This window comes from Falsirhodobacter algicola (assembly GCF_018279165.1).
Classification (GTDB): domain Bacteria; phylum Pseudomonadota; class Alphaproteobacteria; order Rhodobacterales; family Rhodobacteraceae; genus Falsirhodobacter; species Falsirhodobacter algicola.
The window spans coordinates 1,159,868-1,184,042 of the sequence record NZ_CP047289.1 but is presented as its reverse complement, the minus strand read 5'-3'; the positions used below and the strand labels follow the sequence as shown (position 1 = coordinate 1,184,042).

The 24,175-nt window shown below is 67.0% G+C and carries 23 protein-coding genes and 1 tRNA gene; 11 read left to right on the top strand and 13 right to left on the bottom strand.

Annotated features, from left to right (window positions below; genetic code table 11):
- Positions 1–130 precede the first annotated feature (130 nt).
- The 4 genes from GR316_RS05930 to GR316_RS05915 all read left to right on the top strand — a co-directional run bounded on the left by GR316_RS05930 (position 131) and on the right by GR316_RS05915 (position 4,639).
- Positions 131–1,099 (top strand): MDR family oxidoreductase, encoded by a 969-nt coding sequence (locus GR316_RS05930; RefSeq protein WP_249218837.1) that lies wholly within the window; start codon positions 131–133, stop codon positions 1,097–1,099.
- A complete protein-coding gene (locus GR316_RS05925) occupies positions 1,096–2,484 on the top strand; it encodes a cryptochrome/photolyase family protein (RefSeq protein ID WP_211783052.1) in 1,389 nt (462 codons plus the stop codon). The genes GR316_RS05930 and GR316_RS05925 overlap by 4 nt, the downstream gene beginning before the upstream one ends.
- Positions 2,485–2,567: 83 nt before the next feature.
- A complete protein-coding gene (locus GR316_RS05920) occupies positions 2,568–3,779 on the top strand; it encodes an SAM-dependent methyltransferase (RefSeq protein WP_211783051.1) in 1,212 nt (403 codons plus the stop codon).
- Positions 3,776–4,639 (top strand): NUDIX domain-containing protein, encoded by an 864-nt coding sequence (locus tag GR316_RS05915; RefSeq protein WP_211783050.1) that lies wholly within the window; start codon positions 3,776–3,778, stop codon positions 4,637–4,639. Before GR316_RS05920 ends, GR316_RS05915 begins: the two co-directional genes overlap by 4 nt.
- 27 nt (positions 4,640–4,666) lie before the next feature.
- On the opposite strand, the gene thrS is transcribed toward GR316_RS05915, so the two are convergent.
- Positions 4,667–6,607 carry a threonine--tRNA ligase gene (gene thrS, locus GR316_RS05910; protein WP_211783049.1) on the bottom strand — a complete coding sequence of 647 codons (1,941 nt, stop codon included), beginning with the start codon at positions 6,605–6,607 and terminating at the stop codon, positions 4,667–4,669.
- A 124-nt stretch (positions 6,608–6,731) separates the two neighbouring features.
- On the opposite strand from thrS, the gene GR316_RS05905 reads away from it, so the two are divergent.
- The gene (locus GR316_RS05905; protein WP_211783048.1) at positions 6,732–7,460 is read left to right on the top strand and encodes an alpha/beta fold hydrolase; all 729 of its coding nucleotides are present in this window, start codon (positions 6,732–6,734) and stop codon (positions 7,458–7,460) included.
- Positions 7,447–8,253: an alpha/beta hydrolase gene (locus GR316_RS05900; protein ID WP_211783047.1), complete on the top strand. Its 807-nt coding sequence runs from the start codon at positions 7,447–7,449 to the stop codon at positions 8,251–8,253. The genes GR316_RS05905 and GR316_RS05900 overlap by 14 nt, the downstream gene beginning before the upstream one ends.
- On the opposite strand, the gene rimO is transcribed toward GR316_RS05900, so the two are convergent.
- Together rimO and fni are read right to left on the bottom strand one after the other, a co-directional pair.
- On the bottom strand, positions 8,254–9,636 hold the full coding sequence (rimO, locus tag GR316_RS05895; RefSeq protein ID WP_211783046.1) for a 30S ribosomal protein S12 methylthiotransferase RimO: 1,383 nt from the start codon (positions 9,634–9,636) through the stop codon (positions 8,254–8,256).
- Positions 9,637–9,678: 42 nt separating this feature from the next.
- Positions 9,679–10,689: a type 2 isopentenyl-diphosphate Delta-isomerase gene (fni, locus tag GR316_RS05890; protein ID WP_211783045.1), complete on the bottom strand. Its 1,011-nt coding sequence runs from the start codon at positions 10,687–10,689 to the stop codon at positions 9,679–9,681.
- A 94-nt stretch (positions 10,690–10,783) separates the two neighbouring features.
- Here fni and GR316_RS05885 point away from each other — a divergent pair, with 94 nt between their 5' ends.
- Both GR316_RS05885 and GR316_RS05880 read left to right on the top strand, forming a co-directional pair.
- Entirely contained in the window at positions 10,784–11,740 is a 957-nt protein-coding gene (locus GR316_RS05885; protein ID WP_211783044.1) for a polyprenyl synthetase family protein, read from the top strand.
- Complete coding sequence (locus tag GR316_RS05880; protein ID WP_211783043.1) at positions 11,737–12,246, top strand: sterol desaturase family protein; 510 nt, start codon at positions 11,737–11,739, stop codon at positions 12,244–12,246. The genes GR316_RS05885 and GR316_RS05880 overlap by 4 nt, the downstream gene beginning before the upstream one ends.
- Here GR316_RS05880 and GR316_RS05875 read toward each other — a convergent pair.
- The 8 genes from GR316_RS05875 to fabA all read right to left on the bottom strand — a co-directional run bounded on the left by GR316_RS05875 (position 12,231) and on the right by fabA (position 20,271).
- Positions 12,231–13,118, bottom strand: a complete 888-nt coding sequence (locus GR316_RS05875) for a phytoene/squalene synthase family protein (RefSeq protein ID WP_211783042.1) — start codon at positions 13,116–13,118, stop codon at positions 12,231–12,233. The two genes, GR316_RS05880 and GR316_RS05875, sit on opposite strands and share 16 nt — an antisense overlap.
- Positions 13,115–14,569 carry a phytoene desaturase gene (locus GR316_RS05870; RefSeq protein ID WP_211783041.1) on the bottom strand — a complete coding sequence of 485 codons (1,455 nt, stop codon included), beginning with the start codon at positions 14,567–14,569 and terminating at the stop codon, positions 13,115–13,117. The genes GR316_RS05875 and GR316_RS05870 overlap by 4 nt, the downstream gene beginning before the upstream one ends.
- Positions 14,562–15,665, bottom strand: a complete 1,104-nt coding sequence (gene crtY / locus GR316_RS05865; protein WP_211783040.1) for a lycopene beta-cyclase CrtY — start codon at positions 15,663–15,665, stop codon at positions 14,562–14,564. Before crtY ends, GR316_RS05870 begins: the two co-directional genes overlap by 8 nt.
- 117 nt (positions 15,666–15,782) lie before the next feature.
- Positions 15,783–15,857, bottom strand: a tRNA-Glu gene (locus GR316_RS05860).
- 53 nt (positions 15,858–15,910) lie between these two features.
- Entirely contained in the window at positions 15,911–17,662 is a 1,752-nt protein-coding gene (gene recJ / locus GR316_RS05855) for a single-stranded-DNA-specific exonuclease RecJ (protein ID WP_211783039.1), read from the bottom strand.
- 40 nt (positions 17,663–17,702) lie between these two features.
- Entirely contained in the window at positions 17,703–18,500 is a 798-nt protein-coding gene (locus GR316_RS05850) for an enoyl-ACP reductase FabI (RefSeq protein ID WP_211783038.1), read from the bottom strand.
- Positions 18,501–18,509: 9 nt separating this feature from the next.
- Positions 18,510–19,736: a beta-ketoacyl-ACP synthase I gene (gene fabB / locus GR316_RS05845; protein WP_211783037.1), complete on the bottom strand. Its 1,227-nt coding sequence runs from the start codon at positions 19,734–19,736 to the stop codon at positions 18,510–18,512.
- A gap of 25 nt (positions 19,737–19,761) precedes the next feature.
- Positions 19,762–20,271, bottom strand: coding sequence for a bifunctional 3-hydroxydecanoyl-ACP dehydratase/trans-2-decenoyl-ACP isomerase (gene fabA / locus GR316_RS05840; RefSeq protein WP_211783036.1), 510 nt, complete (start codon positions 20,269–20,271; stop codon positions 19,762–19,764).
- 126 nt (positions 20,272–20,397) lie between these two features.
- Between fabA and irrA the strand changes: the two genes are divergently transcribed.
- A complete protein-coding gene (gene irrA / locus GR316_RS05835) occupies positions 20,398–20,814 on the top strand; it encodes an iron response transcriptional regulator IrrA (RefSeq protein ID WP_211783035.1) in 417 nt (138 codons plus the stop codon).
- A gap of 55 nt (positions 20,815–20,869) precedes the next feature.
- On the top strand, positions 20,870–21,691 hold the full coding sequence (locus tag GR316_RS05830; RefSeq protein WP_211783034.1) for a transglutaminase-like domain-containing protein: 822 nt from the start codon (positions 20,870–20,872) through the stop codon (positions 21,689–21,691).
- On the opposite strand, the gene epmA is transcribed toward GR316_RS05830, so the two are convergent.
- Complete coding sequence (epmA, locus tag GR316_RS05825; protein WP_211783033.1) at positions 21,688–22,707, bottom strand: EF-P lysine aminoacylase EpmA; 1,020 nt, start codon at positions 22,705–22,707, stop codon at positions 21,688–21,690. The genes GR316_RS05830 and epmA overlap by 4 nt on opposite strands.
- An 85-nt stretch (positions 22,708–22,792) precedes the next feature.
- On the opposite strand from epmA, the gene efp reads away from it, so the two are divergent.
- Positions 22,793–23,359, top strand: coding sequence for an elongation factor P (efp, locus tag GR316_RS05820; RefSeq protein ID WP_211783032.1), 567 nt, complete (start codon positions 22,793–22,795; stop codon positions 23,357–23,359).
- A 49-nt stretch (positions 23,360–23,408) separates the two neighbouring features.
- Here efp and GR316_RS05815 read toward each other — a convergent pair whose 3' ends face one another.
- Positions 23,409–24,068 carry an epoxyqueuosine reductase QueH gene (locus tag GR316_RS05815; RefSeq protein ID WP_211783031.1) on the bottom strand — a complete coding sequence of 220 codons (660 nt, stop codon included), beginning with the start codon at positions 24,066–24,068 and terminating at the stop codon, positions 23,409–23,411.
- Positions 24,069–24,175 lie beyond the last annotated feature (107 nt).

Here is a 24,175-nt window from a genome sequence, read left to right as displayed (position 1 = left end):
CGGCTGGCGAGCGGCAAGGGCGGATCGCGCCGGTGGGGCGCGACTGCCCAAAACTTGCGCAACCCTTGGCAAGTGGGGGTGCGCGCCTCATCTTAGGGCCGAACGAAGGGAAGGGCCGAAGATGGCACAGATGCGCGCGTTGACGATGGAAGCCGAAGGTCCGGCCCGGGTGAAGACCCTCGATGACGGGGATCTGCCTGCCGGGGATGTGACGGTGGCGGTGGAATGGTCCACGCTGAACTACAAGGATGGGCTGATCCTTGGCCGTCAGCGCCGGATGGTGCCGAATTATCCGCATGTGCCGGGGATCGATTTCGCCGGAACGGTGGAGCGGTCGGACGATCCGCGCTTTGCCGCGGGCGACCGGGTGGTGCTGACCGGATGGCATGTCGGGGAAACGCATTGGGGCGGGTATGCCACCCGCGCGCGGGTGAAGGGCGACTGGCTGGTGCCGCTGCCGCAGGGCTTCTCGACGCGCGATGCGATGGCGCTGGGCACGGCCGGGTTCACCGCGATGCTGGCGGTTCTTGCGCTGGAGGATCACGGCCTCGGGGAGGGCGAAATACTGGTGACGGGCGCGTCCGGCGGGGTCGGCTCGGTCGCGGTGTCGCTTCTGTCGGCGCTGGGCCACCCGGTGGCGGCGGTCAGCGGGCGCGACGGCGCGGCGGACTATCTGCGCGATCTGGGCGCGGCGCGCATCATTCCCCGCGCGGAATTGGCCGAAGCTCCGACCCGCCCCCTCGATACCGAGGAATGGGCGGGCTGCATCGACAATGTCGGCGGCCCGATGCTGGCGCGGGTGCTGACGCAGATGCGCTATCGCGCCTCGGTCGCGGCGGTCGGGCTGGCGGGCGGGACGGACATTCCCACCACGGTGATGCCGTTCCTTCTGCGCGGGGTGAACCTTCTGGGGATCGATTCGGTCCTCTGCCCCCGCGATCTGCGCCAGCGGGCATGGGACCGGATCGCGCAGGACATGCCGATGGACAAGGTGCGCAGCACCGTCACCGAAGTCGGCCTTGCCGACGTTCCGCGCCTTGCCGAATCCATCCTGACGGGCGGTGTGCGCGGCCGCACCGTGGTGAATGTGAACGCATGACGGGTCCGGCGATCCTGTGGCTGCGCCGCGATCTGCGGCTGTCCGACCATCCGGCGCTGAGCGCGGCCATCGCGAGTGGCCGCCCGGTGCTGCCGGTCTTCGTTCTGGACCCCGAGACGGAGGCGCTGGCCGCTGCGCCGAAATGGCGGCTGGGCCGCGCGTTGGAGGTGTTCGCGGCGCGGCTGGAGGGGATGGGCTCCCGCCTGATCCTGCGGCGCGGCCCGGCGGCCGGGGTGCTGGCAGAGATCGCCGAGGCCACGGGCGCGGGCGAATTGCACCTGACGCGCCTGCACGATGCGCCGTCCCGCCGCCGAGACGCGGATGTGGCCGAGGCGCTGGGCAAGCGGCTGACCGTTCACATCCATGACGGCCATACCCTGCACCCACCCGAGGCGATCCGCACCAAGACCGGCGGGGCCTACAAGGTCTATACCCCGTTCTGGAATGCGCTGCGTCAGCGCGGCGTCGCGCCGCCGCTGCCCACGCATCGCGATCTGCGCGCGCCCGCGGACTGGCCCCGTTCGGACCGGCTGTCCGACTGGGATATGGGTCGCGCGATGGATCGCGGCGCGGCTGTGGTGAACGAGTGGGCCACCGTCGGCGAAGAGGCTGCGGCCCTGCGCCTGCGCCGGTTCATCACGCATCTCGACCGTTATCCCGCCGGTCGGGACGGCATGGGCGCGCGCGACACCTCGGGCCTGTCGGAGAACCTGACCTATGGCGAGATCGGCGCCCGCACGCTGTGGCATGCCGGGCTGGCGGCGCTGCAGGACGGCACGCGCGGCGCGGAGATCTTCCTGCGCGAACTGGCGTGGCGCGATTTCGCCCATCACCTTTTGTGGCATGTCCCGCATCTGCCCGAACGCAACTGGCGCGACGGGTGGGAGCGGTTCCCTTGGCGCCCCGACAGCCCCGAGGCCGAGGCATGGCGCCGCGGCCAGACCGGAGAGCCGATCGTGGACGCCGCCATGCGCGAATTGTTCACCACCGGCACGATGCACAACCGCGCGCGGATGATCACGGCCTCCTATCTGACCAAGCACCTCCTGACCGATTGGCGGATCGGTTTGCGCTGGTTCGAAGAGACGTTGATCGACTGGGACCCGGCCTCCAACGCGCTGAACTGGCAATGGGTGGCGGGATGCGGGCCGGACGCCTCGCCGTTCTTTCGCATCTTCAACCCGGCGACGCAGGCCGAACGGTTCGATCCCGAACGCCGCTACCGGGATCGTTGGCTGACGGACACGCGCGAAGCCCGCGCGTTCCTCTCGGCGGTGCCGCGCAGCTGGAGCCTTGCGCCGCCCGCAAGGATTACCCCGCTGATCGGCCTGAAAGAGGGGCGGGACCGTGCGCTGGCCGCCCTTGCGGGCATGCGCGAGGGGTGATCCTGCGAAAGGGGCGTATCGAAAGGGGGCTTGTCGAAACCGGAAAAAACCGCTCACATCATCGCCAGAGATGGGAGAGACGCATGACGGTTCCGACATCACCGCCGGCCCAGACCCGGCTTCCGCGTTATTTCACGCCGGTCTTCGATCTGGTCCAGACGCTGGATCATGGGCGATTGGATATCGTCCTTCCGGGTGGGCAAGTGTTCCGCCACCAAGGCGCGCAGCCCGGCCCGGTCGCCACCTTGAACATCCATGATCCCAGCGTCTTCGCCCGGCTGGTGCGCGAGGGCGATCTGGGGTTCTGCGAGGCGTATCTCGACGGCCAATGGTCCACGCCGGACCTTCAGGCGTTTCTGGATCTGATCCATCTCGGCCCTTCGGACATCCATGACGGCTTTCCGGGGCAGAGCCTGCTGCGCGCGTATGAAAAGCTGCGCCACTGGCTCCGCTCCAACTCCAAGACGCAGGCGCGGCGGAACATCGAATATCACTACGATCTGGGCAACGATTTCTATCGGCTGTGGCTGGACGACACGATGACCTATTCCTCGGCGTTGTTCCTGACGGGGCAGGAAAGCACCGAGCAGGCGCAGAAGCAGAAATACGCAGCATTGGTGGACAAGATGGGCGTCGCCCCCGGCGATCATGTGCTGGAGATCGGCTGCGGCTGGGGCGGTTTCGCCGAATATGCGGCGGGGGAGCGGGGGCTGCATGTCACCGGGCTGACGATCAGCAAGGCGCAGCACGCTTTTGCCCTGCGCCGCATCGCAGAGGCCGGGCTGTCGGACCGGGTCACGCTGAAGCTGCAGGATTACCGCGACGAGGCCGGGCATTACGACGGCATCGCCTCCATCGAGATGTTCGAGGCGGTGGGCGAGAAATACTGGCCCGTCTATTTCGACAAGGTTCGCGCCGCGTTGAAACCGGGCCACCGCGCCGCGCTTCAGATCATCACCGTCGCCGATCGCCGGTTCGAGGCGTATCGGAACGGCGTCGATTTCATCCAGAAATACATCTTCCCCGGCGGGATGCTGCCCTCGCCCTCGGCGCTGCGGGCCGAAGTGGCGAAGGCGGGTCTCGCCTTCGAAGGCTCGCATGAATTCGGGCAAAGCTATTCGGCCACGCTGCGGCGGTGGTACGAAACCTTCAATGAACAATGGGATCGCATACAGACCATGGGCTTCGACGACCGTTTCCGCAGGATGTGGAACTTCTATCTGGCGGCCTGCGCCAGCAGCTTTCAGGCGCAGAACTGCGATGTGACGCAGGTTACGGTGCGCCGCCCGGCATGAGCGATCTTCCCGAAGGCCTGCGCCCCATCGTCCTTGGCGACGATCCGGCGCAGGAAGAGGCGCGGCTGGCCTTTTACAAGGCTGCGGCAGCGCCGGTGGCCGACGATGCGGCGGGCCGCATCCTTGCGCGCGATGTGATGGGCCTGATGGGCCAGCACCCGCCCGAGGCGATCCGCAAACGGCTGGTGCAATTGCGCATGTCGGCCGGCAGCCGGGCGCGGGCCGCCGCCTCGCCGCCGCCGAAGGGGCTGGTGCACCATGCCGAACCCGGCGACGTGCAGGAGGTGCGCCGCATCCAGCCCTACGCCCATTATTTCGCCGTGGAGGAATACGACATCCGCTATCGCCGCTTCGACGGCACGATGAGCGAGGTGGTCAATCGCGGGGTCTTCATCTCGGGCGATGCGGTGACGGTGCTGCCCTACGATCCGGTGCGCGACCGCGTGCTGGTGGTGGAACAGTGGCGCGCCGGTCCTTGGGGGCGGGGCGATCCGCAGCCATGGCTGCTGGAGCCGGTCGCGGGCCGCATCGATCCGGGCGAGCCGCCCGAAGTCACCGGCCGCCGCGAGGCCGTGGAGGAGGCGGGGCTGGAGATCGGCGATCTGCACCTTGCTTCGGCCTTCTATCCCTCGCCGGGGGCGAAGGCGGAATTCGTCTATGCCTATGTCGGGATCGCCGATCTGGGGGATGATGCCGCCGGGGTCTTCGGCCTCGACGGCGAGGCGGAGGATATCCGCGGCCATCTTCTGCCGTTCGAGCGTCTGATGGAGATGGTCACCTCGGGCGAGGTGCGCAGCGCGCCGCTGCTCATCACCGCCTATTGGCTGGCGCGGGAACGCGGCCGCCTGCGCGGGGAATGAACGGAGGCCGAAAGGCCCCCGCCATGTTCAGCGCGGAATGCGCGCATCCTGCGACAGGGACGCCACGATGTCGTCCAGCGTCGCGGCCTGCGTCCGCGTTTCGCCCAAGCGGCGGACGGAGACGGTGCGCTCGCCCACCTCCTGCATGCCGACGGCAAGGATCACCGGCACCTTGCCGACGGAATGCTCGCGGACCTTGTAGTTGATCTTCTCGTTCCGCAGATCGGTTTCGACGCGCACACCCGCCGCTTGCAGCACGGCGGCCACCTCGCGGGCGTAATCGTCGGCATCCGACACGATGGAGGCGACGACCACCTGACGCGGGGCCAGCCAGAAGGGCAGCTTGCCGGAATAGTTTTCGAGCAGGATGCCGAGGAACCGCTCGAACGAGCCGAGGACCGCACGGTGCAGCATCACCGGGATGTGCTTGGCCCCATCCTCGCCGATATATTCGGCCCCGAGCCGGTCGGGCAGGTTGAAATCGGCCTGCAACGTGCCGCATTGCCATTCGCGCCCGATCGCATCGGTCAGCTTGAAGTCCAGCTTCGGGCCATAGAAGGCACCATCGCCCGGATTGATCTCGTAGGGATAGCCCGCCTTCTCGATCGCTTGGGCCAGCGCGGTTTCCGCCTTGTCCCAGATCGCGTCCGATCCGACCCGGACTTCGGGGCGGGTGGAGAGCTTGATGTCGAACTTCTCGAACCCGAGATCGCGGTAGACGGTGGAGAGCAGTTCGAGGAAGGCCGCGGTTTCGGATTCGATCTGATCCTCGGTGCAGAAGATATGCGCATCGTCCTGCACGAAGCCGCGCACGCGCATCAGCCCGTGCATGGAGCCGCTGCTTTCGTAACGGTGGCACGATCCGAACTCCGCCAGCCGCAGCGGCAGGTCGCGGTAGGATTTCATGCCGTGGTTATAGACCTGCACATGGCAGGGGCAGTTCATCGGCTTCAGCGCGTTGATCCGCTTTTCCTTGGCACCTTCCTCGTCCACCTCCACGATGAACATGTTCTCGCGGTAGGCTTCCCAGTGGCCCGACTTTTCCCACAGGACGCGGTCCACGACCTGCGGGGTCTTGATCTCGCGGTACCCGGCATCGCGCAGGCGGCCGCGCATGTAATCTTCCAGCGTGCGGTAGATCTGCCAGCCGTTCGGATGCCAGAACACCATGCCCGGCGCTTCTTCCTGCAGGTGGAACAGGTCCATCTCGCGGCCCAGCTTGCGGTGGTCGCGCTTGGCGGCCTCCTCCAGCATGGTCAGGTGGGCCTTCAGATCCTCGCGGTTGCGGAAGGCGACGCCGTAGATGCGTTGCAGCATCGGGCGGCTCGCATCGCCCAGCCAATAGGCCCCCGCGACCGAGGTCAGCTTGAAGGCATCCGCCGGAAGCTGCCCGGTGTTCTGCAGGTGCGGCCCACGGCACAGGTCCATCCATTCGCCATGCCAGTACATGCGGATCGGCTCATCGCCCGGAATGCGGTCCAGAAGCTCCACCTTGAACGGCTCGCCCGCGGCTTCGTAATGGGCGCGCACACGCTCGCGGTCCCAAACCTCGGTACGGACGGGTTCGCGGGCATTGATGATCTGCTTCATCCGCGCCTCGATGGCGCCCAGATCCTCGGGGCTGAAGGGTTCGGCCCGGTCGAAATCGTAGAACCAGCCCTGATCGCGGACCGGCCCGATGGTGACCTTCACATCCGGCCACAGTTCCTGCACGGCACGGGCCATGACATGGGCGAAATCGTGACGGATCAGTTCCAGCGCCTGCGCGGTGTCCTGCAAGGTGTGGATCGCGATGGAGGCATCGGCCTCGATCGGCCATTGCAGATCGAAGTGCCGCCCGTCCACGGTGGCGGAGATGGCCTTCTTGCCAAGGCTGGTGGAGATGGCTGCGGCCACATCGGCGGGCGTGACGCCGGCCGGAAACTCGCGTGCATTGCCATCGGGGAAGGTAAGGGTGATCTGGGCCATATGCGGCTCCTCGTCGGTTCGGCGCCCACGGAACGCCCGGTTGCGGGTATGTCCGGCGGTTGTCGCGGGGCGGGGGTGGAAAGTCAACCGCACGCTGCGCTAGGATGCCGCAAACGGAGGAACCATGCCCCAATTGACCACGCCCGAAGGCCGCCGCATCACCTATGATCTGACGCCCGGCGCGGCCCCGGCCGTCGTGTTCCTCGGCGGATTCCGCTCCGACATGGAGGGGACGAAGGCCGTCGATCTGCGCGATTGGGCGATCGGCGCGGGCCGGGCGTTCCTGCGGTTCGACTATTCCGGCCACGGCGTCAGCGAGGGGCGGTTCGAGGATGGCTGCATCGGCGACTGGTTCGAGGATGCGCGCGCCGCTCTTGGCCTGATCGACGGGCCTGCGGTTCTGGTCGGATCGTCGATGGGCGGCTGGATCGCGCTGCTGCTGGCGCGGGCGCTGCCGGAGAAGGTCGCGGCGCTGGTGGGGATCGCCGCCGCGCCGGATTTCACCGAAGATCTGATGTGGGACGGGTTCGACGCGGATCAGCGCGCCGCCGTCATGGCCGGGGCGTGGCCCATGCCCTCTCCCTATGGAGAGCCGACGCCCATCACGCGCCGCCTGATCGAGGACGGGCGCGATCGCCTCGTGCTGCGGGACCCGCTGCCGCTGCCGATGCCGGTGCGCCTTTTGCAGGGCACCGCCGATGCCGAGGTGCCGGTGGCCGTCGCCCTGCGCCTTCTGGATCATGCGGACGCGCCGGACATCCGCCTGACGCTGGTGAAGGGCGCCGATCACCGCTTTTCGTCCGAGGAGTGCCTTGCGCTGATCCGCCGGACGGTGGCCGATGTGGCGGGATGATCCGCCGGATCTGCGCCCCGGCGACGGTGCGGAGATCGTTCGCCATGCCGCGCAGGCCGATCTCGCGCTCGTCTATCTGCACGGCTTCACCGCCACGAAATGGGAGATCGACCCCGTTCACCGCCGCGTGGCCGAACGTCTGGGCGCGAACCTTGTTCTGACGCGGCTGGCGGGGCATGGGCAGGACGGGGCAGCTCTGGCCCGCGTCCGGTCCGAGGATTGGCTCGGCGATCTGGACGCGGCGCTGGCGCTGGCCCGGACCCTCGGGCGGCGGACGGTGCTGATCGGCACATCGACCGGCGGGCTGCTGGCGGCGATGGCCGCCGCGCGGGGGGAGGATCTGGCGGGCGTCGTGCTGCTGTCGCCGAATTTTGCGCTGAACCGCCGTTATGGTTGGCTGCTGCGGCTGCCGGGCATCTTTCGCTGGGGGCCGCGGGTGCTGGGGCGAACGCGGCGCATCGCCTCGTTGAACCCCGAGCATGAGGCGCATTGGACGCTGCGCTATCCCACGGCGGCGCTGCGCCCCTTGGTGGGGCTGATGCGCCGCCCCGTGCCGTTGGGGGCCGCACGCATCCCCGCGCTGTTTCTGTGGTCCGATGCGGACCGGGTCATCAGCCCGCGGGCGGTGCGCCGCGCGGCCGCGCTCTGGGGCGGGCCGGTGACGCTGCGGCCGCTGGTGCCGGTTCCGGGGGACGATCCGATGCACCACATTCCTGCCGGCGACATCCTGTCGCCCGGCGGAACCCAAGCGCTGACGGAGATCATCGCCGACTGGATCGCGGCGCTGCCCTGATCAGACGATCCGGCCCCAGAGATCGTAATCCCCAGCCTCGTCGACGCGCACGGTGACCATATCGCCGGGCGACAGATGCTCGAACCCTTCGTCGATGAAGAGGTTGCCGTCGATCTCGGGGGCGTCGGCCTTGGTGCGGCAGGTCGCGCCATCGGCGTCCACCTCATCGACGATGACCTGCTGAAGCGTGCCGACCTTGCGGGCGAGCTTTTCTTCGGAAATGGCGAGCGCCTTTTGCATGAAGCGGTCCCAGCGGTCCTGCTTCACCTCGGCGGGCACATGGTCCGGCAGATCGTTCGAACGGGCACCGGCGACATTCTCGTATTGGAAGCAGCCGACGCGATCGAGCTGCGCCTCGTCCAGCCAATCCAGAAGGGTCTGGAACTCCTCCTCCGTCTCGCCGGGATAGCCGACGATGAAGGTGGAGCGCAGCGTGATGTCGGGGCAGGCGGCGCGCCATGCCGCGATCTCGTCGAGCGTGCGGGCGGCGGCGGCGGGGCGGGCCATGCGCTTCAGCGTGTCCGTGTGGGCATGCTGGAACGGAATGTCGAGATAGGGCAGCACCAGCCCCTCGGCCATCAGCGGGATCAGATCGCGCACATGCGGATAGGGATAGACGTAATGCAGCCGCACCCAAGCCCCGAGGCTTCCGAGTTCGCGCGCAAGGTCGGTGACATGGGCGCGCACCTCGCGGCCCTTCCACGGGGCGAGGTCATGCTTGCGGTCCACCCCATAGGCGGAGGTGTCCTGACTGATGACCAGAAGCTCCTTCACCCCGGCCTCGACCAGCTTTTCCGCCTCGCGCAGGATGGCATGGGCGGGACGGCTGACCAGCCGACCGCGCATGTCCGGGATGATGCAGAACTTGCACTTGTGATTGCACCCTTCGGAAATCTTCACATAGCTGAAGTGCCGAGGGGTGAGGCTGACGCTTTGTGCGGGCAGCAGATCGACATAGGGATCGGGGCGCGGCGGCACGGCGCGGTGCACGGCGTCCAGCACCGCCTCGTATTGATGCGGGCCGGTGACGGCCATGACCTTGGGATGGGCGCCGGTAATGAATTCAGGCTCGGCCCCAAGGCAGCCAGTCACCAGAACCTTGCCGTTCTCGCGCAGCGCCTCGCCGATGGCATCGAGGCTTTCGGCCTTCGCCGAATCGAGGAAGCCGCAGGTGTTCACGATCACCGCATCCGCGCCCTTGTAATCGGGGCTGATCGCATAGCCTTCGGCCCGCAGGCGCGTCAGGATGCGTTCGCTGTCCACCAGCGCCTTCGGGCAGCCGAGGCTGACCATGCCGATGGTCGGCTGGCCGCTGCGCGGGGCGGCGTCGATCGCGATCTTCGGGGCAAGATCGGGGCGGAGATTCGGCGGGTTCTGAGACATGGCGCCGATATAGCGGGGCCGCGCCCGTCGCGGAAGGGGGCTTCAGAGCAGGGCGGCCTTGCGCAGCGCGGTCAGATCGGGCGATCCGGTGCAGAAGCAGGCGACGCGCAGTTGCCCCTCCAGCACGGCGAAGGTCTCCTCCACCGCCTCGGCACTGTGAAGGGCGGCTGGCAGCAGCGTGGCGGCAAAGCCCGCCAGATCCGCGCCCAGGCGGATGGCCCGCGCCGCATCCAGCCCCGTCGTTAGCCCGCCCGAGGCGATGATCGTGGCCTTGGGGCACATGTCGCGCGCCTGACGCAGGGCGGTGGCGGTGGGGATGCCCCAATCGGCGAAGGCCGCCGCGATGGCGGCGTCGCGCGGGTGGGCGGCGCGTGCGCCCTCCACCGCGGCCCAACTGGTGCCGCCGCTGCCGGCCACATCGAAGATCGCGACCCCTTCGTCCGACAGGGTGCGGATCACGGCGGCGGAGAGGCCTGCACCCACCTCTTTGATGATCACCGGCACCGGAAGCGCGCGCACCAGCGCACCGATTCGCGCCGTCAGCCCACGCCAATCGCGGTCGCCCTCGGGCTGAAGCGCCTCTTGCAGGGGGTTGAGGTGGATGATCAGGGCGTCGGCCTCGATCGCCTCCACGGCGCGCAGCGCCTGTTCGGCCCCATAGCCGAGGTTCAATTGCGCCGCGCCCAGATTGGCGAGGATCGGAATGTCCGGGGCGGCGGCGCGCAACCCGCGATCCAGCCCGCCCGCATCCCCCGCCTCCAGCGCGACGCGCTGCGATCCGACGGCCAGCGGCACGCGCGCCGCCTGACAGGCCTGTGCCAGACGTGCGTTGATCGCCGCCGCCCGCGCCGGCCCCCCGGTCATGGAACTGACGAGAAAGGGCAGCGCAATCTTGCGGCCCAGAAAGACCGTCGAAAGATCGATCCGGTCCAGATGCAGTTCCGGCAGCGCCACATGCGCGAAACGCACGGATTCGAGGCCGGTCCGGCCGTCGCCCGCGGCCCGCCCTTCCAGCACGATGTCCAGATGCTGCGACTTGCGCTGGCTGGTCATGGGGCGCGCTCTCCGATCAAGGGTTTGACATGCGGGTGGTTCCTTCCAGATAGTGGAGGATGACAGCCGCGGCAAACCCAAGCGATCCGACACGATGAACATCACGCCAGATCTACTGCACAGCGGCTGCCATGCCGAGCGCTTCGCCGCCTTCCGCCTTGCGCTGGAGCGGCGGATGCAGACGCATATGGTGCCGCCCGCGGGCGCACCGGCGCGGCTGATGGCGGCCTCCACGGGGGCGATCATGGCGTCGGGCAAGCGGATGCGGCCGTTTCTGGTGCATCTGGCCGGGGCAGGGGCCGAGGATTCGGACATCCTCGATGCCGGCTGCGCCTTGGAGATGGTGCATTCGGCCTCGCTGATTCTGGACGATCTGCCCTGCATGGATGATGCGGCACTTCGGCGCGGGCAGGCGGCCTCGCATGTGGCCTATGGCGAGGCGACGGCGATTCTGGGCGCGGTCGGGCTGATGAACCACGCCTTCGGCATCGTGGCGGGCATGGGCACGGATTCGGCGCGGCGGGTCGATCTGGTGGCGGCGCTGTCCCATGCGATCGGCTGGGCGGGCCTCGTGGCTGGGCAGGAATACGACGTGAACGGTTTCGCCCCCGAGGATCGGGTGGGTTCCACCGTGCTGGACCGCATCGCCCGCGTGAACCGCATGAAGACGGGCGTCCTTCTGGTCGCGGCGGTGGAGATGGGGTCGATCCTTGCGGGGCATGGCATCGCGCGGCGCCAGCATCTGCGCCGCTTTGCCGAAGATTTGGGCCAGGCCTTCCAGATCGCCGACGATCTGGGGGACGTGACCAAGACGGCCGAGGAATTCGGCAAGGATGTGGGCAAGGACGAAGGCAAGGCGACGCTGGTGGCCGAACTGGGGACCGACCGGGCCCTGCGCCGCTGCCTCGACCTGCTGCTGCGGGCCCAGCATTCGCTGGATGCGGCGGATGTGGATTCGGGGCCGTGGCAATGGATGATCGGACAGGTGTTCGATCGTGACCTGCTGGCGGCGCGGGTGTCGGCGCCGCGGGACGAAAGGGTGACGCAGTGACGGAATGGATCCTGCCGGGTGTCGTGATCATCGCGACGGTCGGCTTCATGGAATGGGTGGCATGGGCCGCCCATAAATACATCATGCACGGCTGGGGCTGGGGCTGGCACAAATCCCACCACGAAGAAACGCATGGCCCGTTCGAGATGAACGACATGTACGCCGTCGTCTTCGCGGTGATCGCGATCGGGCTGTTCCTCGTGGGCCACTATCTCTGGGGGCCGGCGACGTGGTTCGCGATCGGGGTGACGCTTTACGGGGCGCTGTATTTCATCGCCCATGACGGGCTGGTGCACAAACGCTGGCCGTTCAACTACATCCCCCGCAAGGGCTATGCCAAACGCCTCTATCAGGCGCATCGGCTGCATCATGCGGTGGATGGAAAGGACGGCTGCGTGTCCTTCGGTTTCATCTATGCACGGCCCGTGAAGGAGTTGGCGCAGGAACTGGGCCAGAACAAACGTACGAACCCCGATGTCGTGAAGGACGTTCAGGAAGGGCGCTGATAAAGCCCCTGCCGCGGGCGTTCCGCCCGAAACCGGCTGCGCAGCACATCCGAAGGGGCGGCGGCGAACATCGCCGCCTTTTCCGCTTTGGTGGTGCTGATGCGCCGATCCCAGGCCGCCGGGCCGCCCCCCCGCAGCTTCAGCCCGATCGCACGATAGACGCGCCGCGCCGCCGCGATGGCCAAGGCCGAGCGGGGCGGCAGGCGGCCCATCCCGGCAAGGGCGCTGTCGTAATAGGCCTCCGCCTCGTCCAGAAGGCGCAGCGCCGCGCGATAGAGGTCGTCGCGGTCGCGCGTGGTCAAAAGCTCGTCGGGGATGTAGCAGCGCCCGGCGGCCCGATCCTCCATCACATCGCGCGCGATGTTGGTCAGCTGGAACCCGATGCCCAGATCGGAGGCCCGATCCAGCACCGCTGGATCGCGCACCCCCATGATCTGCGCCATCATCACCCCCACGACGCCCGCGACGTGATAGCAGTAATCCAGAAGATCCTGCATCGTGCGGTAGCGCCGCTCGGCCACATCCATGGCAAAGCCGTCCAGAAGCTGATTGGGATGAAGCGCGGGAATGGCATTGCGCTCGGCCACGCGGGCCAGCGCCTCGAAGACGGGGCCTTCGGGGGTGCCGGCCAGCGCCTGTGCCGTCTGCTGGCGCAGCTCGGCCAGTCGCTGGGCCTGCCCCTCGCGGAAGGTGGCGGTCTGCGCCATGCCGTGATCCTGCCCGTCGATCACATCGTCGCAGTGGCGGCACCACGCATAGAGCATCACGCAATCCTCGCGCGTGCGGCGATCGAACAGGCGGGCGGCGGCGGCGAAGCTGGCCGATCCCTTGGCGATCGACTGCTCGGCGGCGGCAATGGTGGTATCGGTCATATCATCAGCCCCGCCGTCGCCTCGGCGCTGCCGACGACGCCCGGAATGCCCGCGCCCGGATGGGTGCCCGCCCCCACGACATAGAGGTTCGACAGACGTTCGTCGCGGTTGTGCGGGCGGAACCACGCGCTCTGCGTCAGGATCGGCTCGATGGAGAAGGCGCTGCCGTGATGGGCGTTCAACTCATCCCGGAAATCGAAGGGCGTGAAATGCCGGACCGTCATCAGATCGCGGCGCAGGTTCGGGATGTAGCGTTCCTCAAGGTAATCGAGGATGCGGTCGCGGTATTGCGGCCCCACCACGTCCCAGTCGATATCGGCCTGACCCAGATGCGGCACCGGCGACAGCACATAATAGGCGCTGCACCCTTCGGGCGCGAGCGACGGGTCCGTCACGGATGGTGCATGCAGATAGAGCGAGAAATCGTCCTGCAATTCATGCCCGTGGAAAATCTCGTGGATCAGCGCGCGGTAGCGTTTGCCGAACAGCACCATGTGGTGCCGCAGGTCCGGCCGTTCGCCCTTCAGCCCGAAATAGGTCACGAAGAGCGACATCGAATGGCGTTTGCGCGCCAGCGACTTGCCCTTGGGATCGCCCAGCAGCTTGTCATAGGTGTGCACCACATCGGCATTGCTGGCGATCATGTCGAAGGGATGGCGTTCGCCGTTCACCTGCAGCGCGGTGGCGCGGCGGCCGGAGGTTTCGATCCGCTCCACCTCGGCGTTGCAATGGATGACGCCGCCGAGGTCTTGGAACAGGTTCACCATCCCCTGCACCAGCGCCCCGGTCCCGCCCTTGGCGAACCACACGCCGCCCTGCCGTTCCAGCGCGTGGATCAGCGCATAGATCGAGGACGTCTCGAACGGGTTGCCGCCGACGAGCAGCGTGTGGAAGCTGAAGGCCTGCCGCAATTGATCGTCCTTGATGAACTGCGCCACCATGGAATGGACCGACCGCCAGCTTTGCAGCCGCGCCAGTTGCGGGCCCGCCTTGATCATGGACCGGAAGTGCAGGAAGGGCACGGTGCCCAGCTTCTCGTACCCCTCGCGGTAGACATCGCGGGAATAGTCGAGGAAGCGGCGATACCCCGCCACGTCCTGCGGCGATTTCAGGGCGATCTGCCGGTCGATCGCGTCCTGATCGTCGGCGTAGTCGAATTTGAAACCGTCCTCCCAGCACAGCTGATAGAAGGGGGCGACGGGCAGCAGGGTGACGTAATCCTCCATCCGGCGGCCCGACAGGCGCCACAGCTTCTTCAGGCATTCGGGGTCGGTGATGACCGTGGGACCGGCATCGAAGGTGAAGCCCGCATCGCGGTACACATAGGCGCGCCCGCCCGGCAGATCGCGCTTCTCGAACAGGGTCGTCGCGATGCCGGCCGATTGCAACCGAATGGCAAGGGCAAGCCCGCCAAGCCCCGCCCCGATGACGGCGGCTGTTCTATCAGACATGGTTCATCCTTTCGGGAAGGGAGCGGAGGGCGCGGCCCAGCGGCACGGGCGGTCGCCCGACGAGGATGCGCGCCATATCGGCGGTGGTGGTGCGACCGGCATAGAAGCGTTCGATCAGCGGTTCGGGAAGCCCGTAGAAGCGGCGCAGGACGCGCCAGCGCGCATCCGGCGTGGCAGCTTCGAACAGCATCCGCGACAGAAGGCGGTAGAAGCGTTGCCCCCGCGCGCGCCGCAGCGCATCGCGGCGCAGGTGGCGGGCAAGGGCGGTCGTCCCTTCCGTCCAATGCGCGGCCACGAGGTTCGCCGTGCGCACGGCATCGGGCAGGGTATATCCGGTGACGGGATGGAACTGCGCCGCCGCCATGCCGATGCGGGGCAGGGCGGCATCGGCCCAGAACGCCTCGGCGTCGAAGGCAAGGCCAAGGGGCAGGGCCGCGCTTTCCTCGCGCAGGACATCCGCGATCCGCCAGCCTTGCGCCGCGGCATAAGCACTGATCGCGCTGCGGAAGGCGGCGGCATCCACCTCGGGCGTGTCGGAATAGCGGGTGTCTTCGATCAGCAGCGTCGTCGGCGACAGCGGCAGGACATAGACGAAGCGGAACCCCTCCAACTGCGCGACTTCGGCATCCATGATGACGGGCCGCGTCAGGCCGTGGGGGCCGTGCAGGCGCACCTCCTGCCCGAGGAATTTCTGAAAGGCGATGCGCAGCGCCGGATGCGGCGCGGCCCCCCGCGCGTCGATGACGCAGCGCGCATCCAACGTGGCGGGATCGGCGATCCGTCCGGGGCGGATGGTCACGTTGGGCGGCAAGGCGGCGGCAAGGCTTTCGGGCGTGATCGTGGCATAACCCGCCCGCATCGTCCGGTGCAGCCCCGGAAAGCGGACATCCTGCCCGCTCCAGCGATGGGCGATGGCGGGGGAGAGCCAGCGGCGATCCTCCTCGGTCACGTCATGTTCGTGAAAGGACCATGTGCGCCCGGCAAAGGGCTGCGGGTCGTGCAAGGCGATGCGCGGCGCCCCCGGCGCGGCCGACAGGCGCAGGGCCAGAACAGCGGCGGCGAGACCCGCCCCGGCAATCGCGATCTCCGTCTGCATCTGTCCCCCATCACTTCACGCGAATTTAGCGGCGGACCGGGAAAAGGCGAGCGGTAATCGCGCCGCGCCGCAGGGCGGAATGCCGCGGCAATCACATGCGATCTTTGGGAAATATCCTGGCAGCCCGTAGGGGAGTCGAACCCCTCTTTTCAGGTTGAAAACCTGACGTCCTAACCGATAGACGAACGGGCCATCCGGGATGCGCGGCTTCTAGTCTGCCGCGATCCGGCGTGCAAGAGGAAAAATCACTTTTCCTCCGCCGCATCTTCCAGCCGCAGCTGAACACGGTTGCGCCCGCCATAGCTGTTGATCTCCAACCGGCCGGCAAGGTGGAAGCGGCGGGTGCCGCAGCCTTCGAGCGCGGGGCCGAGCGGGCCGTCGAAGGCCCCGAAGGCGACCGCATCGACCTTCGGCCCGCCAAGGCCGCCAAAGGTCAGCCGCAGGTGGTTCTGACCGATGCGCCGGCATTGCAGGCTTTGGGCGGCAAAGGCGAAACGCGGCGCGGGCGAGGAGGCGCCGAAGGGGCCCGCGCTCTCGATCTGCTCGATCAGGGCGGGGGTGCAGGCGTCGGGCATCAAAAGCCCATCCAGCCGCAGATCGCCCGGACCTTGCTGGCCCGCGCCCTGCCGGGCCAGAAGCTCGGCCAACCGCTCCATCGCTTCGGGCAGGCGGGCTTCGTCCACGGTCAGCCCGGCGGCCATCTTGTGCCCGCCGCCCTTCAAAAGCAGCCCTTCGGCCGCAAGGCGCTGAATCGAGGCCCCGAGATCGACCCCCGTGACCGAGCGGCCCGATCCCTTGCCGATGCCGCCCGCCAGACCGATGACGATGGCGGGGCGATTCGTCGCCTCCTTCAGGCGGGAGGCGACGATGCCGACGACGCCGGGATGCCAGTCCTGCCCGGCGGCCCAGACGAGCGGCGCATCGAGGCCGCGCGCCTCGGCCTGCGCCATGGCTTCGGCGCGGACGCGGGCCTCCACCTCCCGGCGTTCGGTGTTCAATTCGTCCAGCCGGGCGGCCAGCGAGGCCGCTTCGCGCGGATCGTCCGTCGCCAGAAGGCGCGCGCCCAGATCCGCCTGCCCGATGCGCCCACCGGCATTGACGCGCGGCCCCAACACGAACCCAAGCGCATAGGGCGTCGGCGCCTCGGTCATGCGCGCCACATCGGCCAGCGCCACAAGGCCCGCACGTTCGCGCCGCGCCATCACCTTCAGCCCCTGACGCACCAGCGCGCGGTTCACCCCGATCAGGGGCGCGACATCGGCCACCGTCGCCAGCGCCACCAGATCGAGCATTCCGATCAGGTCCGGTCCCGTCACGCCTTCGGCGCGAAGCTGACGATTCGCCTCCACGAGCATCAGGAACACGACCGATGCAGCGCAGAGATGGGCCAGCCGCCCATCCTCGTCCTGACGGTTGGGATTGACGACCGCCAAGGCGGGCGGAAGCGTCTCCGCCCCGAGGTGGTGATCCAGCACCACCACATCGGCCCCCTGCGCCGCCGCGATCGGCTCATGGCTGAGGGTGCCGCAATCGACGCAGATGATCAGATCATGCGCGGCGGCCAAGTGCTGCATCGCCGGCACGTTGGGGCCATAGCCCTCGTCGATGCGGTCGGGGATATAGAGCGTCGCCTCCCGGCCGAGGGCGCGCAGCCACACGATCAGCAGCGCCGCCGAAGAGCCGCCATCCACATCGTAATCGGCAAAGATCGCAATGCGCTCGCGCCGGCTCACAGCCTGCAGCACCCGCGCGGCGGCAAGACCCATGTCGCGCAGCGTCAGGGGGTCGGGCAGCAGATCGCGCAGGGCGGGGGCAAGGTAGAGCTCGGCCTCGGCGGGGGCGATGCCGCGCCGCACCAACGTGCGGCACAGGGGGGCGGGCAGGCGGGTGGCCTGCGCCATCGCCTCGGCCAGCCGATCCTCTTCGTCGCTGGGACCGATCCAACGGCGGTCCGTCAGCGAGCGTTCGACATTCAAAAAAGCGCGGGGGGGTATCATGCGCGCAGGATAAGGCGGCGCGCATGAAATGAACAGGCCGTCAGTGGCCGTGCATGTTCTCCGGCTGCGGCATCCCGAGGACGTGATAGCCGCCATCGACGCGGATGATCTCGCCCGAAGTCATCGCGCCGTAATCCGACGCCAGATAGACCGCCGTGCCGCCGATGGAATCAAGCGTGGCGTTCGCGCGCAGCGGGGCGTTCATCTCGGTATGGCGGAAGGTGTTGCGCGCCCCGGCGATCGCCGAACCGGCCAGCGTCTTCATCGGGCCGGGGGAGATGGCGTTCACCCGGATCTTCTGCGGGCCAAGATCGTTCGCTAGATAGCGCACCGCCGATTCGAGCGCCGCCTTCGCCACACCCATCACGTTGTAATAGGGCGTGACCGCGTTCGATCCCTGATAGGTCAGCGTCATCAGCGTGCCGCCCTCGGGCATCAGCTCGGCGGCGCGTTTGGCCACGTCGATGAAGCTGTAGCAGGAGATGGTCAGCGAGTTGCGGAAGTTGTCGCGCGTCGTGTTGATGAAACGGCCGGCCAGTTCCGTCTTGTCGGAATAGGCGATGGCATGGACGAGAAAGTCGATGCTGCCCCATTCCTCCTTCAGGCGGGCGAAGGCGGCGTCCATGCTGTCATCGCGCATCACGTCGGTATCCAGCAGGATGTCCGACCCGACCGAGGCCGCCAGCGGTGCCAGCCGCTTGCCGAAGGCCTCGCCCTGATAGGTGAAGGCAAGCTCGGCCCCTTCGGCCGCCATGGCCCGCGCAATGCCCCATGCGATGGAGCGATCATTCGCGACGCCCATGACGACCCCGCGTTTCCCTTTCAAAAGCTCGGCCATTGGCGATCCTTAACGATATTTGCTCATGACAAGCGTGGCATTGGTGCCGCCGAAGCCGAAGCTGTTGGACAGTACGGAATCGAGTGTGACGTTTTCACGCAGGGTTGTCACGATCTCGCCGTCATGAAGTTCGGGGTCGGGTGCCGTGACATTGGCGGATGCGGCGATGAAATCACCGTTCATCATCAGCAGCGAATAGATCGCCTCATGCACCCCCGTCGCGCCGAGCGAGTGCCCGGTGAGCGATTTGGTGGAGGCGATCGGCGGGGTCGTGCCTTCACCGAAGACGCGGCGGATCGCCTTCACTTCGGTGATGTCGCCGACGCCGGTCGAGGTGCCGTGGCTGTTGATGTAGTCGATCTTGCGGCCTTCGGGCAGGGTCGCGACGGCAAGGCGCATGGAGCGTTCGCCGCCCTCGCCCGACGGGGCGACCATGTCGTAGCCGTCCGACGTGGCGCCGTAGCCCGTGACTTCGCCGTAGATTTTGGCGCCGCGCGCCAGCGCATGCTCCAGCTCTTCCAGCACGACGACGCCGCCGCCGCCTGCGATGACGAAGCCGTCCCGCGTCGCGTCATAGGGGCGCGAGGCGGTGGCGGGCGTGTCGTTGTATTTGGAGGACATGGCGCCCATCGCATCGAAGAGGCAGGACAGCGTCCAGTCCAGTTCCTCGCCGCCGCCGGCAAAGACGATGTCCTGCTTGCCCAGCTGGATCTGTTCGACGCCGTTGCCGATGCAATGCGCCGAGGTGGAGCAGGCGGAGGTGATCGAATAGTTCACGCCCTTGATCTTGAAGGGCGTGGCCAGCGTGGCCGAGTTCGTGGAGGACATGCAGCGCGTGACCATGAACGGCCCCATGCGCTTGGGGCTGCCCTTCTGGATCACGGTCTGGTGCGCTTGGAAGAAGTTGGCCGTGGACGGCCCGCCCGATCCCATCACAAGGCCCGTGCGCTCGTTCGAGACATCCGACGGCTCGAGGCCGGAATCCTTCACGGCCTGTTCCATCGCGATGAAGTTGTAGGCGGCACCCGCGCCCATGAAGCGCAGATCGCGCTTGTCGATATGATCCTCCAGAACGATCTGGGGCATACCGTGGACTTGGCTGCGGAAGCCGTGTTCGGCATATTCGGGCGAGAAGACGATCCCCGACCGGCCAGCGCGCAGAGAGGCTTCCACCTCTGCTGCGTTGTTGCCGATGGGCGAGACGATGCCGATGCCGGTGATGACGACGCGACGCATGGGCTTGTTTCCTTTCGGGCTCGGGTCAGCTCTCGGAAAGAGCGACCTTCATGTCCTTGACTTGGTAGATGACCTCGCCGTCCGCCTCGACGCGGCCATCCGCCACGCCCATGGTCAGACGGCGCGTCTGCACCGCTTTGGTGAAATCGACGAAATAGCGCAGGAGCTTGCGTTCGGGGCGCACCATGCCCGTCAGCTTCACTTCGCCCACGCCGAGGGCGTAGCCCCGGCCTTGCCAGCCACGCCAGCCGAGGTTGAAGCCCGTCAGCTGCCACAGCCCGTCCAGACCAAGGCAGCCTGGCATGATCGGGTTGCCCGGAAAGTGGCAGGCGAAGAACCACAGATCCGGCTGGATGTCGAATTCGGCCACGACATGACCCTTGCCATGCGCTCCACCATCGGCTGAAATGTCCGTGATGCGGTCCATCATCAGCATCGGCGGTTCGGGAAGCTGGGCGTTCCCGGGGCCGAACAATTCGCCCCGTGCACAGGCCAGAAGTGCTTCCTTGTCGAAACTCGTCGGATAATCCGCCATCAAGGCTCCCCATAGATATTCCGCCCCCCTGTATCACCCCTGCCAAACATGTGGCAAGGGCAGGGGGATTCCGTTTGAATCCGGATGCTGCGTCACGATATAGGAAAGCGGAAAGGTGACGCAACGATGACCCAGACGGCAATTGAACGCGGAACGAAATGGCTGACGGAGGCGGGGCTGCGGCCGACGCGCCAGCGCCTGGCGCTGGCGTCGCTGCTGATCGGCGACGGCAAGGATCGGCATGTGACGGCGGAAAGCCTGTTCGCGGCCTGCGCCCAGAGCGGTGAGAAGGTGAGCCTTGCGACCGTGTACAACACCCTGCGCGCATTCTGCGACGCGGGCCTGATGCAGGAGGTCGTGGTCGACGGCTCCCGCAGCTATTTCGACACGCGCATGGACGATCACCCCCATTTCTTCTGGGAGGACACGACCGAGATCGTGGACGCCCCGGCCGATCAGTTCCGCATCGCCCAGCTGCCCAAGCTGCCGGCCAATGCCGAGCTGAGCCGGGTCGATGTCGTCATACGTCTGAAACGCGTCTGACGGAACCGGAGCGGCCCGGCATGGGTTCATCTTCCTGTCGTCAGGGAGAATGTCCATGTTGATCCGCTTCGGTTACGACATCACGGTCGCCTGCTCGCAGCCCACGCATTTCATCGCGCGGATGGGGCTGCGCCACGAACGCCGCGGCGATCTGGCACAGGACGAGGTGGTGGAACTTCCCCCCGGCGTGATGGCGCGCCGCTTCACCGATCCATTCGGCAACGCCTGTCTGCGTTTCACGGCCCCCGAGGGCGAGACGCGCATTCGCGGCGACGGTCTGATCCGCGATCACGGTGCGCCCGATCCAGTCCGGGTCGAGGCCGATGTGCCCAACGTGGCAGACTTGCCCGATGATGCGCTGCAATTCCTGCTTCCCAGCCGCTATTGCGAAAGCGACAGCTTGGCCGCCTTCGCATGGGAACGCTTCGGCGCGATCACGCCCGGATGGAAGCGGGTTCAGGCGGTCTGCGATTACGTGAACGGCCAGATCCGCTTCGATTATCAGACCGCTTGCGCCGTGCGGACGGCGCAGGGGGCGATCGACGAAGGCTGCGGCGTCTGCCGGGATTTCGCGCATACGGCCATCGCGCTGTGCCGAGCGCTGTCGATCCCGGCGCGCTATGTGAACGGCTATCTGGGAGATATCGGCGTGCCGGATGGCGGGCCGATGGACTTCTCGGCATGGTTCGAGGCGTTTCTCGATGGGCGCTGGTATGCGTTCGACGCGCGTCACAACACCCCGCGCATCGGCCGCATCAACATCGCCGTCGGCCGGGACGCGGCCGATGTGGCCATGCTGCACAGCTTCGGCCCGCATGAGTTGAAGACCTTCACCGTCGTCTGCCACGAAGAAACCGCGCCAGCCGAGGGCGTCTAGGCGACCGGGGTCCAGACCACGGCGTCGATGTTCGGCGCGCCTGTCGCCAGCATCACCAGCCGATCAAAGCCAAGCGCGATGCCGCTGGCGGCGGGCATATGGTGCAAGGCGGCAAGGAAATCCTCGTCCAGCGGATACCGCTCGCCATAGATGCGGGCCTTTTCGTCCATATCCGCCTCGAAACGGCGGCGCTGTTCGGCGGGGTCGGTCAGTTCACCAAAGCCATTGGCCAGTTCCACCCCGCAGGCATAGAGCTCGAACCGCTCGGCAAGGCGGGGATCGGCGGCGGGGCGGGCGAGCGCCGCCTCGGCCACGGGATAGAGGTCGAGGATCGTCGCGCGTCCGATCCCAAGCGTCGGCTCCACCTTTTCCGACAAGATGCGCGAAAAGATGTCGGACCATGTATCGTCTTCGGCGACGCGCACCGGCGACTGCGCGGCCAGCGCGTCGCGGTCGGTGGCATGGGGCGTGACCGTGGCCAGAAGATCGACCCCGGCGCGGCGGAAGGCCTTGGCCACGCTCAGCCGTTCGGGCGAGGCAAAGGGATCGCAGGTCCGCCCCGCATAGCGCAGCTCGCGCGTGCCGGCGGCCGTCGCGGCCCGTTGCAGCAGTTCTGCACAATCGGCCATCAGCACCTCGTAGCCTTCGCCCGCGCGGTACCATTCCAGCATGGTGAATTCGGGGCTGTGGCGCGCGCCACGTTCTCGGTTGCGCCAGACATGTGCGAAGGCGGCGATCCGCGGCTCTCCGGCGGCGAGCAGCTTCTTCATCGCGAATTCGGGCGAGGTGTGCAGATACATCGTCCGCGGCGCGCCGTCATTGCCGATCGCCGTGGTGGCGAAGGCATGCAGATGGGTCTCGTTTCCCGGGCTCGTTTGCAGGGCGGCGGGATCGACCTCGAGGAAATCGCCCTCGGCCAGCCAGCCACGGATCGCGGCCTGAATGCGGTTGCGCGCCAGAAGGGCGGGGCGGCGGTCGGCATGGCGGTGGGGGTGCCACCAGGGCGTGTCGGTCATGTCACGGGGCTTCCGATTTGCGGCGCGATGCGCTAGATCACGCGGGATTTCCCCCGGAACGGGGCCGCATCACAAGGACAATCTGGTGAAAGTCATCGCATCCTCCCTTCGCAAGGGCAATGTCGTGGACATGGACGGCAGGCTCTATGTCGTTCTGAAGGCCGAAAACTTCCATCCCGGCAAGGGCACGCCGACGACCTCGGTCGACATGCGCCGCATCGCGGATGGTGTGAAGGTGGCCGAACGCTGGCGCACCACCGAGATGGTGGAAAAGGCCGTCGTGGACGAGCGTGAATACGACTTCCTTTACGAAGACGGCGAAGGCTTCCACTTCATGGAGCCCACCACCTACGAACAGCTGGCCGTGTCCCATGATGTCGTCGGCGAGGACAAGGTCTTCCTGACCGAAGGCATCAAGGCATATCTGCAGACGCATGAAGGCGTGGCGATCGCCATCTCGCTGCCCCAGAAGGTCGTGGTGGAGATCGAGGAGACCGAGCCGGTCGTGAAGGGTCAGACGGCCTCTTCGTCCTACAAGCCCGCGATGTGCACCAACGGTCTGCGCATCATGGTCCCGCCACATATCGGCGCCGGTACCCGCGTCGTGATCAACACCGAAGACAAAAGCTATGTGGAGCGTTCGAAGGAGTGATCCTTCACGCCCCGAGATGCAGAAAGGCCCGCCATTCGGCGGGCCTTCGTCATTCCTGCGGTTCGTCCCGGCCGTAATACATCGTGCCGATCTTGATCTTCTCGCGTCCGCGCGACAGGCGGAAATCGTTGGTGTCGCGCAGCGAGTAGATGCAGCCGCAATATTCCTGCATGTAGAACTCCTCGCGCTTGGAGATCTCGATCATGCGGGATGCACCGCCGCCTTTGCGCCAGTTGAAATCCCAGTACTGCACGCCGTCATAGGGGCCGGCGGCGCGGTGGCCGCAATCGTTGATCTGCGTCATGTTCTTCCAGCGCGAGATGCCGAGGCTGGAGGTGATGACCGGGAACCCGTTCTCATGGGCGTAAAGGGCCGTCCGCTCGAAGCGCATGTCGAAGCACATGGTGCAGCGGATGCCGCGTTCGGGCTCCCACTCCATCCCCTTGGCGCGGGAGAACCAGTTGTCCGCGTCGTAATCGGCATCGACGAAGGGCACGTTGTGCTGCTCGGCGAAGCGGATGTTCTCATCCTTGCGTAGAAGGTATTCCTTCTTCGGGTGGATGTTGGGGTTGTAGAAGAAGATGGTGTAATCGATCCCCGAAGCGGTCATCGCTTCCATCACCTCGCCCGAGCAGGGGGCGCAGCAGGAATGAAGGAGAACCTTCGTTTCTCCGTCCGGGGGGGTGAGTTTGGGGCGTTCTTGGGTCATGGGGCCAGTCTACCAAATCCGGAGAAAAGGGGGAAGAGCGCCCGCAGGCGGTTTACAGGATGGCTCCGACACGGAATGGTGGAAGCACAGCCAAGCGACAGGTGCGC